The organism is Amycolatopsis sp. CA-161197 (assembly GCF_050942255.1).
In the GTDB taxonomy this organism is placed as follows: domain Bacteria; phylum Actinomycetota; class Actinomycetes; order Mycobacteriales; family Pseudonocardiaceae; genus Amycolatopsis.
Genome location: NZ_CP192059.1, coordinates 1,975,107 through 1,990,540, shown reverse-complemented (window position 1 = coordinate 1,990,540; position 15,434 = coordinate 1,975,107). Strand labels below are relative to the sequence as shown.

Here is a 15,434-nt window from a genome sequence, read left to right as displayed (position 1 = left end):
CTAGGGTCGCGCAGGTGACCAACGCAGCCACCCGGGCCGAGGCACTTCACCTCACCGGCGAACGGACCGTCCCCGGCATCCCCGAGGAGAATTACTGGTTCCGTCGCCACGAAGCCGCCTACTTCGCCCTGCTCCCCCACTGCGCCGGCGCGACCGTGCTGGAGGCGGGCTGCGGTGAGGGTTACGGCGCGGGTCTGATCGCGAAGACGGCGCGACGCGTGCTGGCGCTGGACTACGACGTGCCGACGACGGAGCACGTCGCGCGCCGGTACCCGGAGGTCGCGGTGGCACGCGCGAACCTGGCGTATTTGCCGTTGAGGGGCGAATCCGTGGACGTGGTCGCGAACTTCCAGGTGATCGAGCACCTGTGGGACCAGGACGGGTTCCTCGCCGAGTGCTTCCGCGTGCTGCGGCCGGGCGGGAAACTGCTGGTCACGACGCCGAACCGGCTCACGTTCACGCCGGACTCCGACACGCCGCTGAACCCGTTCCACACGCGGGAGCTCGCACCGTCCGAATTGGACGGTCTGCTGCGCGCCGCCGGGTTCGTCGTCCAAACGCTACAGGGGTTGCATCACGGGGACCGGCTGCAGGATCTGGAACGCGCGTACGGCGGCTCGATCATCGACGCGCAGCTCGAAGTGGTGATGGGCTCGCTGCCCGGGCAGGCCGTGTGGCCGGCGGGGTTGCTCGCCGACGTCGCGGCGATCGGGGCGGAGGACTTCTCCGTCCGCGGTGCTGACCTGGACGCGAGCCTCGATCTGGTCGCGGTGGCGGTGCGCCCGTGACTCCGTCCTCTTCGGAAGGCACTTTTTGCCTCGTCCTGCACAGCCACCTGCCCTGGTTGCCGCACCACGGCAGCTGGCCCGTCGGCGAGGAGTGGCTCTACCAGGCCTGGGCGCATTCGTACCTGCCGGTCGTCGACCTGCTGCAGCGTTTCGCCGCTGAGGGGCGACGTGATGTCCTGACGCTCGGCATGACGCCCGTGCTCGCGGCGCAGCTCGACGATCCGTACGCGATCCGCGCGTGCCACGACTGGCTCGGCCATTGGCAGCTGCGCGCGCAGCACGCGTCGACGCTGTGGGGCGGCGACCCGCTCCTGCGCGACCTTGCCGCGGCCGAGCACCAGACGGCCGCGCGCGCGACGGAGGAGCTGGAGACGCGCTGGCGCCACGGGTTCTCGCCGATCCTGCGGTCGCTTGTGGACAGTGACACGATCGAGCTGCTGGGGGGACCGCTCGCGCACCCGTTCCAGCCGTTGCTGGACGAGGACGTCCGCTCGTTCGCCCTGCGCGAAGGCCTGGCCGATACGCAGCTGCGCGCCGGGCGGCGGCCGGAGGGCATCTGGGCTCCGGAATGCGGCTACGAGCCCGGCATGGAGCGCGGTTACGCGGCGGCCGGCGTGCAGCGGTTCCTGGTCGACGGGCCGTCGCTGCACGGCGACACGTCGGCGGCGCGAACGGTCGGCTCCTCGGACGTGGTGTGTTTCGGGCGCGACCTCGAAGTGACGTACCGCGTCTGGTCGCCGAAAGCCGGCTACCCCGGCCACGCGGCGTACCGCGATTTCCACACGTGGGCGCACGAAGTGGGGTTGAAGGCTTCGCGCGTCACCGGCAAGCAAGTGCCGCCGCACGAGAAGGCGCCGTACGACCCGGCGCTGGCGGCCGGTGTGCTCGGTACGCACGTGAAGGACTTCGTCGACACGGTCGTCGCGCGGCTGCGTTCGCTGCGGGAGCAGCACGGGCGCGAGTCGTTGGTGGTCGCGGCGTACGACACGGAGCTGTTCGGGCACTGGTGGCACGAGGGTCCCGCGTGGCTCGAGGGGGTTCTGCGCGCGTTGCCCGAGGCGGGCGTGCGCGTGACGACGCTGAAGGGCGCGCTGGAGGCCGGCCACGTGGGGGCGCCGATCGACCTGCCGGCGTCGTCGTGGGGCTCGGGCAAGGACTGGCGCGTGTGGGACGGCGAGCAGGTGGCCGACATGGTGCAGGACAACACCGCGTTGCAGAAACGCTTGCTGGACCTCGTTTCCGGGCACTTCGGGGAGCACGGGGGGACCGCTCGCGACACCGTGGCCGACCAGGCCGTCGCGGAGGCGATGCTGGCGTTGTCGAGCGATTGGGCGTTCATGGTCACCAAGGACTCCGCCGCGGACTACGCGCGCCGGCGCGCCCGCGTGCACACCTCGCGGTTCGACGAGCTCGCCGGGCTGCTGCGCTCGGGCGACCGTGCCCGCGCGCACGAGCTCGCGGCGGAGTACCGCCGCGCCGATGGACCGTTCGGACAGCTGGACGCACGACAGCTGCTGCCACACAAGTGAAAGGGACACCGAGGAATGAGCATTCGCGACATCCCGCTGAAGACGCTCTCGGGTGAGGACACCACCCTGGGCGCGCTCGGCGGCAAGGCGCTGCTGGTGGTCAACGTCGCCTCGAAGTGCGGCCTGACCCCGCAGTACACCGGCCTGGAGCGGCTGCAGGAACGCTACGGCGACAAGGGTTTCTCCGTCGTCGGGTTCCCGTGCAACCAGTTCGCCGGCCAGGAGCCCGGGACGGCCGACGAGATCCAGACGTTCTGCTCCACCACCTACGGCGTCACCTTCCCGCTGTTCGAGAAGGTTGAGGTGAACGGCGACGACCGTCACCCGCTGTACTCCACGCTCACCCAGACTGCGGACGCCGAGGGTGAAGCGGGCGACGTGCAGTGGAACTTCGAGAAGTTCCTGATCAACTCCGACGGTGAGGTCGTGGGCCGGTTCCGTCCGCGGACCGAGCCCGAGGACGACACCGTGGTGAAGGCGATCGAGGCTGTGCTGCCTGCCTGATTTTGACGGTCGGCGAAGGGCGGGGACTCCGTTGGGGTTCCCGCCCTTTTTCCGTGTCGCCGTTCAGTGGTGAAACGTCTCTAGCTGGGGTTTTGCTGCTCCTGGGCGGCTTCGACGGCCGGGGACGAGCCGCGGGCGATGACGGCGCGGTTGCGAGCCGCCGCAACATCCGCGTCGAGTTTGGTCAAGCGGCGGTCGTAGGTGAGGAGGCCGTTGACCTCGTTTTCGACGTCCGTGGTCTGGGTGTAGATCGCCCCTGAGAGGCCCAGTTCGTCCACGAGGGACTCGAGTCGGGCGCTGAGCTCCGAGTAACGGCACGTGAGGTGATCGGCGTCAGCGGTCATCTCGTACGCGTTGGGCGGGCCGGGCCAGCGGTGGTCGTCGAGGACGAGACCGAGGCCACCGTACTCACCGTCGACGAGCGCGCGGTGGTCCTCCACGCGCGGCTCGCCGGGGCCGACGTACGTGTGGTCGTCGTAGACGTCGCCGGCACCCACGTCGGTGCGGGAGAAGCAGCAGTTGACGCCGCTGTTGGCCACGACGAGGCGAGTCGGGTCGAGTTCCTTCACCATCTCGGCGATCCGCGCGGTGTCGAACTCGCCCCAGCCCTCGTTGAACGGCACCCACGCGACGATCGACGGCACGTTGCGCAGCTGCCGCACCATTTCCCTCAGCTCTGCCTCGAAGCGTTGCTTGCCCTCGGGCACCGGGTCCGGCGCCGGCCCGGGCGGCCCGTCGAACGACACCACCAGCGACGGCATGTCCTGCCACACGAGCAGCCCCATCCGGTCGGCCCAGTGGTACCAGCGCGCGGGCTCGACCTTCACGTGCTTGCGCACGAAGTTGAAGCCGAGCTCTTTCGTCTTTTCGAGGTCGAACCGCAGGGCGTCGTCGGTGGGCGCGGTGTAGCCGCCGTCGGGCCAATAGCCCTGGTCGAGCGGGCCGTGGAGGAACGTGATCCGCCCGTTGAGGGCGATGCGGGGTCGGCCGGCGGAGTCCGGGACGAGCTCCACGGTGCGCAGGCCGCCATAGCTGGTGACCTCGTCGAGCACCTCGCCGTGGTGGTCGAGCAGGCGCACGGTGAGGTCGTAGAGATACGGGTCGTCGGGAGTCCACCAGTGGGGCTCCGGGACGTCCGCCCGCAGCCGCGTGCCGGCCGCTCCGCGGACGCTGACGATCTCGTCGCCGCTGGGTGGCGAAACGCTCAGCTCGACCTGAGCGCCACCCTTGACCTGCGGAAACACGGTGAAGCCCGCGAGGTCCGGAGTGATCTCCAGGTCCTCGATGCGATCGGAGGGCACCGGTTCGAGCCACACCGGTTGCCAGATCCCGGACGTCGGCGTGTAGCAAATGCCGCCCGGCGCGTTGCGCTGCTTTCCGAGCGGGAACGGCGAGATGTCGGTGCGGTCCTCGGCGCGAACGGTCAGTTCCTGCGGCCCGGACACACGCAGCGCATCGGTGACATCCGCCTGGAACGCCGTGTAGCCACCCTCGTGGGTGACCACGAGCTGGTTGTTCACCCAGACCTTCGCCGTCTGGTCGACCGCGCCGAAGTGCAGCAGCACCCGTTCGCCACGCCAGTCGTCCGGGACCACGAACAACCGCCGGTACCAGAGGACCTCGTCGCGCCGGTTGATCCCGGAGAGGGCCGATTCCGGCGCGAAGGGGACCAAGATGCGCTCGCCGTAGCCGACGGGCCGGGGTTCCTCGGGCGAAGACGGCCACCCTGCGTAGTCCCAGACGCCGTTGAGGTTCAGCCACCGCGGCCGCCTCAGCTGCGGTCTGGGGTAGTCGGAGAGCACGTCGGAGGGGCTGACGAGGTCGGTCCACGGCGTCGTCAGGGGCGGGTCCGCACGCTGCCACTCGGGCTGGCTGGAAGTCATCACCTCCGATGGTGACAGAGTTCGAAGGCGGCGACAGCCGGGCCGCCCGGCGGAAGCGACTGGCGAGTAACCTCTGGCCATGCGCGTGCTGATGTTGTCGTGGGAGTACCCGCCCGTGGTCATCGGCGGGCTCGCCCGGCACGTGCACGCGCTGGCCCGACACCTCGCCCAGCAGGGCCACGACGTGGTCGTTCTCTGCCGTCACCAGGCCGGCACCGACGCGTCGACGCACCCGCGCAGCGACCGCGACGTCGAGGGCGTGCGGCTGATCCGCGTGGCCGAGGACCCGATGCACCTGACGTTCGAGCGCGACCTCGTCGCCTGGACGCTCGCCATGGGCCACGCCATGATCCGCGCCGCGCAGGACCTGCTGCGCACGTGGCAGCCCGACGTCGTCCACGCGCACGACTGGCTCGTGACCCACCCGGCGATCGCCATCGCCGAGGCCGCGCGGGTGCCGCTCGTCGGCACCGTGCACGCGACCGAGGCGGGCCGGCATTCCGGCTGGCTTTCGCACCCGCTCAACCAGCAGGTGCACTCCGTCGAGTGGTGGCTGGCCAACCGCGCCGACGCGGTCATCACGTGCTCGCAGGCGATGCGCAAGGAAGTGGCGCACCTGTTCGAGATCGAGGCCGCCGACGTCACCGTGATCCACAACGGCATCGAAGAACGCAGCTGGCGCGTCTCGGCCGCCGAGGTGGCGAAGATGCGCGAACGGCACAGCCCCGACGGCGCGCCGTTCCTGCTGTTCTTCGGCCGGCTGGAGTGGGAGAAGGGCGTGCAGGACCTGCTGGCCGCGCTCCCCCGCATCCGTCGCCAGTTCCCGGGCACGCGCGTGGTCGTCGCCGGTAAGGGGCGACACCACGACGAGCTGGTCGCCCAGGCGCGCAAGCTACGGATTCGCCGCGCGGTGGACTTCGTCGGTCACCTGCCCGACCGTGACCTGCGGGCGCTGCTGGCCGCGGCGGACGCGGTGGTGCTGCCGAGCCGGTACGAGCCGTTCGGGATCGTCGCCCTGGAGGCCGCGGCCGCGAAGGCGCCGCTCGTCGCGTCGACGGCGGGTGGACTCGGCGAGGTGGTCGTCGACGGGGAGACAGGGCTGGCGTTCGAACCGGGCGACGTCGCGGGGCTGGCCACGGCGGTCACGACCGTCCTGGGTGACGCCGTCGCCGCGACCCGGCGCGCGCGAGCGGCCCAGTCGCGCCTCGCGGCGGACTTCGACTGGGGACGCATCGCCGAGGCGACCGCGGAGGTCTACCGGCGCGCGCGCATGGGTGAACCGATCGAGCTGGGACGCCCGAAGATCGCGACGGGCAACGCGTTCGAACTCTGAATCGGCCCGCCGTCAGAAGTGGCAGGGCCAGACGCACGCGGCGTACGCGTGCGCTTTCGAGTGCGCCGAAACCGCCGGCGCCGCGGTGAGAGCAACTGCGAAAACGGCGAGTAAAGCAGCGACGACGGCTCTGGATCTGCCGGTCACGACGGCTCCTTGGATTTTCGGTGGGGTGCTCGAAGCATCCGTTGGTCGTCGCGCGCGAAACAATAGCGGAAGCAGTACGTAGGCCTACCCGAAAGCGGCGAGTGACCGGTTCGTCCGGCTGCGTCGCGGGAATGTGGAACGCATGGTGTCGCCGCTCATCGACCACGCGGCCGGGCTCGTTCCGGCCGTCGTCGGGATGCGTTGTGCGCCAGTCTTTTGCCGTTTTTCGACCCATGGATTGTTCAACAATCCGCGTTCCGCCCTGCCTGGGCCGGTGACGAGACCGTGGTGAGGACGTTGTTCTTCGATCGAATCGACGCCGGACGGCGACTCGGGCGGATCCTGGCCAGGCAGCCGTGGGTCGAACCTGTCGTGCTCGGGTTGCCCCGTGGGGGCGTGCCGGTGGCGGCCGAGGTCGCCAAGGTGCTCGGGGCTCCGCTGGACGTCGTGGTCGCTCGGAAGATCGGGGCGCCTGGGCGGCGAGAGTTCGGCGTCGGCGCGGTGACGGCTGAGGGGCCGCCCTACTACTCGACGCCGGCGTTGCGCGCGTTCGGGCTCACGCCGAAGGCGATGGAGCCGGCGTGTGCGCTCGAGCGGGCCGAGGCGCGTCGCCGTTTGGCGGCCTATCGCGACGGGCGCCCGGAAGTCGCGGTGGCCGGCCACGACGTGATCGTGGTCGACGACGGACTAGCGACCGGCGTCACCGCGATGGCCGCCGTCCGCGACCTTCGCGACGCGCGACGCGTGGTGCTGGCCGTACCGGTGTGCGCGCCGGACGCCGTCGCGGAGTTCGAGGGCGAGGTGGACCAGTTCATCGCCGTCGCCGCGCCGAGGCGATTCAGTGCCGTGGGTCGTTGGTACGTCGACTTCACCCAGGTGTCGGACGCGACCGTGATGCGGCTCCTCGGGAAGGGATGAAGGGGACCTTCATCCCACTATCCACAACGGACAGTGACGATCGCCGCCGAACGGCGAAAATCCCTGGCACGATCGGCGGTTCAGGGCGCAAGGTATGCGTGCGTCGCCACCCCGGCGATGGGCCGACGTCGACAATGAGGAGAAGCCCGATCATGGACGTCTGGTTCACCGCCGACACCCACTTCGACCACCAGCTCGTGGCCGGCCTGCGCGGGTTCGAGTCACCGCCCGAGCACGATGAGTTCGTGGTCGAGCGGTGGAACGCCACCGTCCGGCCGGGCGACCAGGTGTGGCACTTGGGTGACGTCGGCATGGGTCGGCTGGCGCGATTCTCCGACACGCTTCGGCAGCTGAACGGCGAGATCCACCTCATCACCGGCAACCACGACGAGCCGTGGCCCGGACTGCGCCAAGCGCATCGGCACCAACGCGCATGGCTGGAGCATTTCGCCACGGTGCAAGCGTTTGCGCGCCGCCGGATCGCGGGGCAGAACGTCCTGCTCAGCCATTTCCCCTACGAAGGCGACCATGTCGGCGAGGACCGCGGGTCGCAGTACCGCCTGCCCGACGAAGGGCTGTGGCTGCTGCACGGTCACGTCCACAGCGCGTGGCGCAAGCGGGGCCGGCAGCTGAACGTCGGAATGGACGTGAACGACCTTCGCCCCCTTCACCTCGACGCCATCACCACGGAGTTGGCCGAGCTCGGAAGTCCGGCCGAAACCGGCCTCTGACCAGCGAAATCCTGCTGTCGGTGATCTGTTGCCACTCAGTGGCGACGAGGCTCAGGGCACGCGGCCGGTCAGGATCGTCACGCGCACCGGTTCGCTGAACGGCGCGTGAGGCTCGATCGCCGAGCGGATGCGGTTCTCGAAGGCCGGCCGTTCGCCGCTGGGTGGTAAATCGTCCTCACCCATGGCCGAGTAGACGCCGCCGATGATCTCGTCGGCGGTGAGGTCGCCCGTGTAGTCAATGGTGCGGAGGCCGACGTCGTAGCCGGCGCCGGTCAGTGCGGCGCGGTAGCGGTCCTGGCTGGCGTCGTCCGTTCCGCAGGTCGCCGTGAGGGGGTGGCCGAACCAGTCGGACAGCACGTTGAGCAGCGCTCGCGACCAGTCGCTGTCTTGGAGCCAAAGTGGCGAACCGTTGGTGACCACCGCGATGCCGCCGCCCGGCCGGAGCATGGGCTTCACGGCGGCGAACAACGTCGGGTGGTCCATCCAGTGCAGCGCTTGCCCGATCGTGACGGCGCCGAGCCCGTCGAGCAGGGAACTCAGCGCGGTGACGTCGGTGTCGCCGCCCAGGAGCCACGACGCGTTGGTCACGCTCGCGTCGGCCGCGGCGCGGCGGGCGCGCGAAAGCATGTCGGGTGAGGGGTCCATGCCCGCGACCGCGCGGACCCGCGCGGCCATCGGCAAAGCGAGCTGTCCCGTGCCACACCCGAGGTCGAGGACCACGTCGTCCCCGGCCAGGGCGAACTCGGCGGCGATCGCATCGAACACCGCCGTCGGGTAGCCGCGGCGATAGCGGTGGTAGAACTCCGTGACTTCTCCGCTGAATCCCAGGCTCATGACTGGATCCTGGCGGCACGTCAGGGAGAAATCACGCGCGTTCGCTCACGGCCGAGGATCAGAAGATCGGGAACTCCTTGCCGTATTCGGATTCCGGGCGCTTGCCGAAGATCCAGCGTTCGCTTTCCGCGATCGGGCGGTCGTTGATGCTCGCCTCGCGGCGGCGCATGAGGCCTTCGTCGCTGAACTCCCACAGCTCGTTGCCGTAGCTGCGGAACCACTGGCCCTCGGCGTTGTGCGACTCGTACTGGAACCGCACGCCGATGCGGTTGCCGCGGAAGCCCCACAGTTCCTTGCGCAGCGCGTAGTCGAGCTCGCGCTCCCACTTCTGGGTCAGGAACTTGACGATCTCCGCGCGGCCGACGACATACTGGTCGCGGTTTCGCCACACGGAGTCCTCGGTGTAGGCGAGGGAGACCTTCTCAGGGTCGCGCGTGTTCCAGGCGTCCTCGGCGGCCTGGACTTTCTGGCGGGCGGTGTTCTCGTCGAACGGCGGGAACGGCGGACGCGGTGTCATGGCGGGCTCCTGCGCGGATCACGGGAGAACGTGCGTTCTCCCTGGTTCGGCTAGCATAGAGAACGTTGATTCTCCACACCAGAGGGACACGACGTGAACACCGCGGAAGCGACCGAACGGCTACTCGAGGCCGCCGAAGACCTGTTTTATGCCCAGGGCGTGCAGTCCGTGGGCATGGACGCCGTGCGCAGCCGCTCCGGCGTCTCGCTCAAGCGGCTCTATCAGGTGTTCCCGTCCAAGGACGACCTCGTGGCCGCCTACCTGAACACGCGCGACGAACGCTGGCGCCGGTCGCTGCGCGACTTCGTGGCCGCCCGGGGCGACGACCCGCTGGCCGTTTTCGACTGGCTGCACGAGTGGTTCAGCGAGCCCGACTTCCGGGGCTGCGCGTTCGTGAACTCCTTCGGCGAGTTCGGGACGCTCGCACCCGGCGTCGCCGCGGCCATCCACCACCACAAGGACGAAGTGCGCGTGTACCTGCGCCGGCTGGTCGCCGACGACGACCTCGCCGACCAGCTTTTCTCCCTCATGGAGGGGGCCACGGTGCTCGCCGCGATCAAGGGTGACCCCGGCGAGGCCGGCACGGCCCGCGCGGCGGCGGCGACGCTGTTGGCCGCGCGGCGATAACCCGCGGCCCTGAATTCGCCGATGAACGACCAATCAGACTGTCGGGGATTCGTCGCCGCACAGTCAGTCGGGCGTCGTGATTTGGCTGTTGAACGGCCGGCTGCGCCATCTTGACGTCACCTCAAGCGGCCAGCCGCGCCGCCGCGACTTCGCCGTTGAACGGCCAATCGCACCGTCGGGACTTCACCACTGAACGGCCAATCGCACCGTCGGGACTTCACCACTGAACGGCCAATCGCGCCATCGGGACTTCACCACTGAACGGCCAATCGCGCCATCGGGACTTCACCACTGAACGGCCAATCGCGCCATCGGGACTTCGCCACTGAGAGACCAATCGGGCGTCGTCATGTCGCCACTGAACGGCCAATCGCGCCGTCATGACGTCGCTGAGCAGCAGGGCGTCGGGGATTCGCCGTTGGGCGGCGATGCGGGCGTCGCGAATTCGCCGCTGAACGGCCGGCCGGGCCGTCGCCACTAAATGGCAACCGGCGCCGTCGTCGACAAATCGCCACCCAACGGCGAGCCGTACCTGCCCCGACGCGGTCGGAAGGGTACGCGCGGCGATCGTCCGGCGCGGCGAAACAGCGACCCAAGAGCGTGTCGCCGAATAACGGCGACAGAGCCATAGCCGCCCACGGGCGAAAGGCCAAAAAGCGCCGCCCACCAGCACATAGCCACTGGATGGCAACAGACGAAAACCCGGGTCCGGTGGCGGGGAGCCTCCGCCACCGGACCCGTCTCGCCGCACCGTCCCAAAAGCAGTGCGGGGAAACCGGCCGCCCCCGGTCAGGTCAGGGGCGGCCGGAGCGTGGTCACCGCGCGCCGCACAGGTGGCGGGCGTAGGCGCTCGTCGTGAGGAAGCTGGGGAGCTTTTCGCCGAGGGCGGTCTCGGTGAAGATGGCGCGGGCGTCGTCGAGGCGGTGGCCGGCGGGCAGGTCGGCGCGGACCGACTCGAACTCGTCGTCCAGGAACTCGACAGCCAGCTCGCGAGTAAGCGCGGTGCCGTCCGCGAACTTCGTGCCGTTGCGGATCCACTGCCACACCTGGCACCGGGCGATCTCGGCCGTCGCGGCGTCTTCCATGAGGTTGTGGATCGCGGCGGCGCCCGTGCCGCGCAGCCAGGAGTCGATGTAGCGCAGGGCGACGTTGATGTTGGCGCGAACGCCGGCCTCCGTCACTTCGCCACCGGCGGAAGCGACGTCGAGCAGGTCTGCGGCGGTGACGTCGACGTCTTCACGCAGCCGGCCCAGCTGGTTGGGCCAGCCACCCAGCACGCTGTCGAAGACTTCGCGGCAGACGGGAACCAGGCCGGGGTGCGCGACCCACGAGCCGTCGAACCCGTCGCCCGCCTCGCGTTCCTTGTCCTGGCGGACCTTCTCGAACGCCGTCGCGTTGGCGTCAGGATCCTTGCTCGGGATGAACGCCGCCATCCCGCCGATCGCGTGCGCGCCGCGGCGGTGGCACGTGCGGACCAGGAGTTCGGTGTAGGCGCGCATGAAGGGGACCGTCATCGTGACCTGCGCGCGGTCCGGCAGCACGAAGTCGGCGCCGTGCTCGGAGAAGTTCTTGATGACGCTGAAGATGTAGTCCCAGCGTCCCGCGTTGAGGCCGGCGGCGTGCTCACGCAGCTCGAAGAGGATCTCGTCCATTTCGAACGCCGCGGTGATCGTCTCGATCAGCACCGTCGCCCGGACCGTGCCGCGCGGGATGCCGAGTTCGTTCTGCGCGAACAGGAAAACGTCGTTCCACAGGCGCGCCTCGAGGTGGTTCTCGAGCTTCGGCAGGTAGAAGTACGGGCCGCTGCCGCGGGCGATCAGCTGGCGCGCGTTGTGGAAGAAGTACAGCCCGAAGTCGACCAGGCTCGCCGACAGGGGGCGACCGTCGATGCGGATGTGCTTCTCCACCAGGTGCCAGCCGCGCGGGCGGGCGACGATCGTCGCCGGGTCCTCGCCGATCGTGTAGCGCTTGCCCGACTCGGTGGTGAAGTCGATGTTGCGGCGGATGGCGTCGAACAGGTTCAGCTGGCCGTCGACGATGTTGTGCCACGTCGGCGAAGTCGCGTCCTCGAAGTCCGCGAGCCAGACCTTCGCGCCGGAGTTCAGAGCGTTGACGGTCATCTTGCGGTCGGTCGGGCTGGTGATCTCCACGCGGCGGTCCTCGAGACCGGGCGCCGGCGGCGCGATGTGCCAGCTGTCGTCGGCACGGATGCGCCGCGTCTCCGGCAGGAAGTCCAGCTGCTCCTCCCCCGACTGCACGCGCTCGCGACGACGGCGGCGCTCGTCGAGCAGCTCGCGGCGGCGTCCGGCGAAGGCGTTGTCGAGCTTGGCCACGAACTCCAGCGCGGCCGGGGTGAGGATCTCGGCGAACCGGTCACCGGCAGGACCGGTGATTTCGATGCGGTAGTTCAGCTTGTCGGCCATCTCGTACCTCCGCGAGGGAAAGAAGGGGGTGCGGGCCGGCGACCGAGTCGCCGGCCCGCGGAGAACGTCAGTGGAACTGGTCTTCTTCGGTCGAACCCTTGAGCGCGGTGGTCGAGCTCTCCGGGTTCAGGGCCGTGGACACCAGGTCGAAGAACCCGGTGCCGACCTCGCGCTGGTGCTTGGTCGCGGTGTAGCCGCGCTCCTCGGAGGCGAACTCGCGCTCCTGCAGGCCGACGTAGGCGGTCATGCCCTCACGGGCGTAGCCGTGGGCCAGGTCGAACATCGAGTAGTTCAGCGCGTGGAAGCCGGCGAGGGTGATGAACTGGAACTTGTAGCCCATGGCGCCGAGCTCGCGCTGGAACCGCGCGATGGTGTCGTCGTCGAGGTGCTTCTTCCAGTTGAACGACGGCGAGCAGTTGTAGGCCAGCATCTGGTCCGGGTACTCGGCCTTGATCGCCTCGGCGTACTTGCGGGCGATCTCGAGGTCCGGAGTGGACGTTTCCATCCACAGCAGGTCGGCGTACTGCGCGTAAGCCAGGCCGCGGTCGATGCAGGGCTCGATGCCGTTGTTGACCTCGTAGAAACCCTCGGCCGTGCGACCGCCGGTCAGGTACTTCTGGTCACGCTCGTCGACGTCGCTGGTCAGCAGCGTCGCGGCCTGCGCGTCGGTGCGGGCGACGACGAGGGTCGGCACGTTCAGCACGTCCGCGGCGAGGCGGGCGGCGTTGAGCGTGCGCTCGTGCTGCTTGGTCGGGATCAGCACCTTGCCGCCGAGGTGGCCGCACTTCTTCTCGGACGCGAGCTGGTCCTCCCAGTGCACGCCCGCGGCGCCGGCGGCGATCATGCCCTTCATCAGCTCGAACGCGTTCAGCGGGCCGCCGAAGCCGGCCTCGGCGTCGGCGACGATCGGCGCGAACCAGTCGATGTCGGTGTTGCCTTCGGCCCAGTTGATCTGGTCGGCGCGGCCCAGCGCGTTGTTGATGCGGCGGACGACGGCCGGGACCGAGTTGGCCGGGTAGAGGCTCTGGTCCGGGTAGGTCTGGCCGGCCAGGTTGGCGTCGGCCGCGACCTGCCAGCCGGACAGGTAGATCGCCTTGAGACCCGCGCGGACCTGCTGCACGGCCTGGTTACCGGTCAGCGCGCCCAGCGAGTGGACGTAGTCCTCGGTGTGCAGGAGCTCCCACAGCCGCTCCGCGCCACGACGGGCAAGCGTGTGCTCCTCGACGACCGAACCGCGAAGCTTCACCACGTCGGCGGCGGAATAGGTCCGCTGGACGCCCGCCCAGCGGGGGTCGGTCTTCCACTGCTCGGCCAGCTCGGCCGCCGCCTGGTCGAGCTGCTTGGCCTGCTCGGTCATCGGACTCTCCCGTGTTGCGAAGTTTGCGATTGCTCGCCTTGCCTGGTTACGACCCTGACACGAGCACGAAAAGGCGGTCTATAGCTCCAATTTGCCAATTTGTGTGAAGGATGCGTAGCATCTTGCAAAGCTTGCGAATCATCAGTTGGCAAGCTGGGTGAAAATCCACGGCCTTGATCGTTCACGTAATCGTTCAGGGCCGGAAACCTTCCGGCCGATCGGAGGAGCGATGGACAAAACTTTCGCCGGGGCGCGGCTACGGCATCTCCGTGAGAGCCGTTCGATGAGCCAGGCCGACCTCGCTCGTGTGCTCGAGATCTCACCCAGCTACCTGAATCAGATCGAGCACAACTCACGGCCGTTGACGGTGCCGGTGCTGCTGCGGATCACGCAGGCGTTCGGCGTCGACACGGAGTTCTTCGCCAACAACGACACGTCTCGCCTGGTCGCAGACGTGAAGGAGGCGCTGCTCGACGAGGTCGTCGGCGTCGAGGTGACCAGTAGCGAGCTCAACGAGCTGGCGTCCAACCTGCCCTCGATCGCCCAGGCGCTGGTGAAGCTGCATCGCAGTTACCGCAACGCAGTGGAGAGCACGGTCGCGTTGACCACGGAAAACGGCCTCGGCCTGCACGGCAGCGCCGCCGCGCCGTTGCCGCACGAAGAGGTGCGCGACTTCTTCTACGAGCGGGAGAACTACGTCGCTGAGCTCGACGAGCGCGCCGAACGCATGGCCGCGGAGATCCCGTTGCGCCGAGGCTCGGCGCTGACGTCGCTGAAGGATCGCCTCTGGCAGCGCTACGGAGTGGAGGTGACGAGCGAAGGGCTCAACGAAGCCGCAGGTCAGCAGCACCGCTACGAGCCGGCGACGCGCGTGTTGCGGCTCGCGCCGAGCTTGCGCGTGGGGCAACAGGCGTTCCGGATGGCTTCGCAGATCGCGTTGCTGGAGTACGACGACCTGATCACCGAGCTGGCCGACTCGTGGGCGTTTTCGGGGCCGGCCGCGCGGACGTTGGCACGCGTGGGCCTGGCGAACTACTTCGCCGGCGCGCTGATCCTGCCGTATGGCCCGTTTCTGGCCACGGCGGAGAAGTTCCGCTACGACATCGAGCGGCTGTGCGACCACTTCGGCGTCGGCTTCGAGACGGTGTGCCACCGGCTGTCGACGCTTCAGCGGCCGAAGCAGCGGGGCATCCCGTTCTCGTTCGTGCGCGTGGACCGGGCGGGGAACATGTCGAAACGCCAGTCGGCCGCGGGGTTCCACTTCTCGCGCGTCGGTGGCGCGTGTCCGTTGTGGAACATCTACGAGGCGTTCGCTTCGCCTGGCAAGATCCTGACACAGATCGCGGCCCTGCCCGACGGCAAACGCTACTTCTGGGTCGCGCGCACGGTCTCGCGCAACATCGGCGGCTTCGGCAGCCCGGGCAAGACGTTCACCGTCGGCCTCGGCTGCGAACTGCGCCACGCGGGCCGGCTCGTGTACTCCACCGGCCTCGACCTGGACGAGCCCGCCGCGGCGACGCCGATCGGGATGGGGTGCAAAGTCTGTGAACGCCCGGCGTGCTCGCAGCGCGCGTTCCCCGCGATCGGCAAGCCGCTGACCGTCGACGAGAACACGAGCACGTTCGTCCCGTACCCGGCGGTCCCGAAGAGTTCTTGAGCTGCGGAGGCGGAGGTAGGCGTCGGAAGCGGGCATCGGCACGCCGCGATGTGGCCGATGAAAGGCCGCGGCCGGGCTCGTCCGAAACGTTCACGACTGCGCAAATCAGGCCGTACCCCCGACACTCGGTGATGGCTGACCGCAAGCTGCCGCCCGCACCGCCTCGGGCGTCGCGATGAGCGGGAA

General features: G+C 69.1%; 13 protein-coding genes. 8 read left to right on the top strand and 5 right to left on the bottom strand.

Annotation, left to right across the window (positions count from 1 at the left end; translation table 11 throughout):
• The first annotated feature begins 14 nt into the window (after positions 1–14).
• Genes ACQPXB_RS09645 through ACQPXB_RS09635 form a run of 3 tightly spaced genes read left to right on the top strand, consistent with a single transcriptional unit; the run spans position 15 to position 2,821 of the window.
• A complete protein-coding gene (locus ACQPXB_RS09645) occupies positions 15–788 on the top strand; it encodes a methyltransferase domain-containing protein (protein ID WP_432850967.1) in 774 nt (257 codons plus the stop codon).
• On the top strand, positions 785–2,317 hold the full coding sequence (locus ACQPXB_RS09640) for a 1,4-alpha-glucan branching protein domain-containing protein (protein ID WP_432850965.1): 1,533 nt from the start codon (positions 785–787) through the stop codon (positions 2,315–2,317). The genes ACQPXB_RS09645 and ACQPXB_RS09640 overlap by 4 nt, the downstream gene beginning before the upstream one ends.
• A 15-nt stretch (positions 2,318–2,332) precedes the next feature.
• A complete protein-coding gene (locus tag ACQPXB_RS09635; RefSeq protein ID WP_386948591.1) occupies positions 2,333–2,821 on the top strand; it encodes a glutathione peroxidase in 489 nt (162 codons plus the stop codon).
• Between the two features lie 80 nt (positions 2,822–2,901).
• Here the strand turns inward: ACQPXB_RS09635 and ACQPXB_RS09630 are convergent, their stop codons facing one another.
• Positions 2,902–4,704, bottom strand: a complete 1,803-nt coding sequence (locus ACQPXB_RS09630; RefSeq protein ID WP_432850963.1) for a glycoside hydrolase family 2 protein — start codon at positions 4,702–4,704, stop codon at positions 2,902–2,904.
• Between the two features lie 79 nt (positions 4,705–4,783).
• Here ACQPXB_RS09630 and ACQPXB_RS09625 point away from each other — a divergent pair, with 79 nt between their 5' ends.
• The 3 genes from ACQPXB_RS09625 (at position 4,784) to ACQPXB_RS09615 (ending at position 7,833) form a co-directional block, all read left to right on the top strand.
• Positions 4,784–6,037 (top strand): glycosyltransferase family 4 protein, encoded by a 1,254-nt coding sequence (locus tag ACQPXB_RS09625; RefSeq protein ID WP_386948597.1) that lies wholly within the window; start codon positions 4,784–4,786, stop codon positions 6,035–6,037.
• Positions 6,038–6,481: 444 nt separating this feature from the next.
• Positions 6,482–7,102, top strand: a complete 621-nt coding sequence (locus ACQPXB_RS09620) for a phosphoribosyltransferase (protein WP_432850960.1) — start codon at positions 6,482–6,484, stop codon at positions 7,100–7,102.
• A gap of 152 nt (positions 7,103–7,254) precedes the next feature.
• On the top strand, positions 7,255–7,833 hold the full coding sequence (locus ACQPXB_RS09615; protein ID WP_432850958.1) for a metallophosphoesterase family protein: 579 nt from the start codon (positions 7,255–7,257) through the stop codon (positions 7,831–7,833).
• Positions 7,834–7,884: 51 nt separating this feature from the next.
• Here ACQPXB_RS09615 and ACQPXB_RS09610 read toward each other — a convergent pair whose 3' ends face one another.
• On the bottom strand, positions 7,885–8,667 hold the full coding sequence (locus ACQPXB_RS09610) for a class I SAM-dependent methyltransferase (protein ID WP_432850956.1): 783 nt from the start codon (positions 8,665–8,667) through the stop codon (positions 7,885–7,887).
• Positions 8,668–8,725: 58 nt separating this feature from the next.
• Positions 8,726–9,184 (bottom strand): nuclear transport factor 2 family protein, encoded by a 459-nt coding sequence (locus ACQPXB_RS09605; protein WP_366579256.1) that lies wholly within the window; start codon positions 9,182–9,184, stop codon positions 8,726–8,728.
• Between the two features lie 93 nt (positions 9,185–9,277).
• Here ACQPXB_RS09605 and ACQPXB_RS09600 point away from each other — a divergent pair, with 93 nt between their 5' ends.
• A complete protein-coding gene (locus tag ACQPXB_RS09600; RefSeq protein WP_432850954.1) occupies positions 9,278–9,811 on the top strand; it encodes a TetR/AcrR family transcriptional regulator in 534 nt (177 codons plus the stop codon).
• 815 nt (positions 9,812–10,626) lie between these two features.
• Here the strand turns inward: ACQPXB_RS09600 and aceB are convergent.
• Positions 10,627–12,234: a malate synthase A gene (gene aceB, locus ACQPXB_RS09595; protein ID WP_432850952.1), complete on the bottom strand. Its 1,608-nt coding sequence runs from the start codon at positions 12,232–12,234 to the stop codon at positions 10,627–10,629.
• A 67-nt stretch (positions 12,235–12,301) separates the two neighbouring features.
• Complete coding sequence (gene aceA, locus ACQPXB_RS09590) at positions 12,302–13,591, bottom strand: isocitrate lyase (protein WP_285969732.1); 1,290 nt, start codon at positions 13,589–13,591, stop codon at positions 12,302–12,304.
• Between the two features lie 229 nt (positions 13,592–13,820).
• Between aceA and ACQPXB_RS09585 the strand changes: the two genes are divergently transcribed.
• On the top strand, positions 13,821–15,248 hold the full coding sequence (locus tag ACQPXB_RS09585; RefSeq protein ID WP_366579249.1) for a short-chain fatty acyl-CoA regulator family protein: 1,428 nt from the start codon (positions 13,821–13,823) through the stop codon (positions 15,246–15,248).
• Positions 15,249–15,434 lie beyond the last annotated feature (186 nt).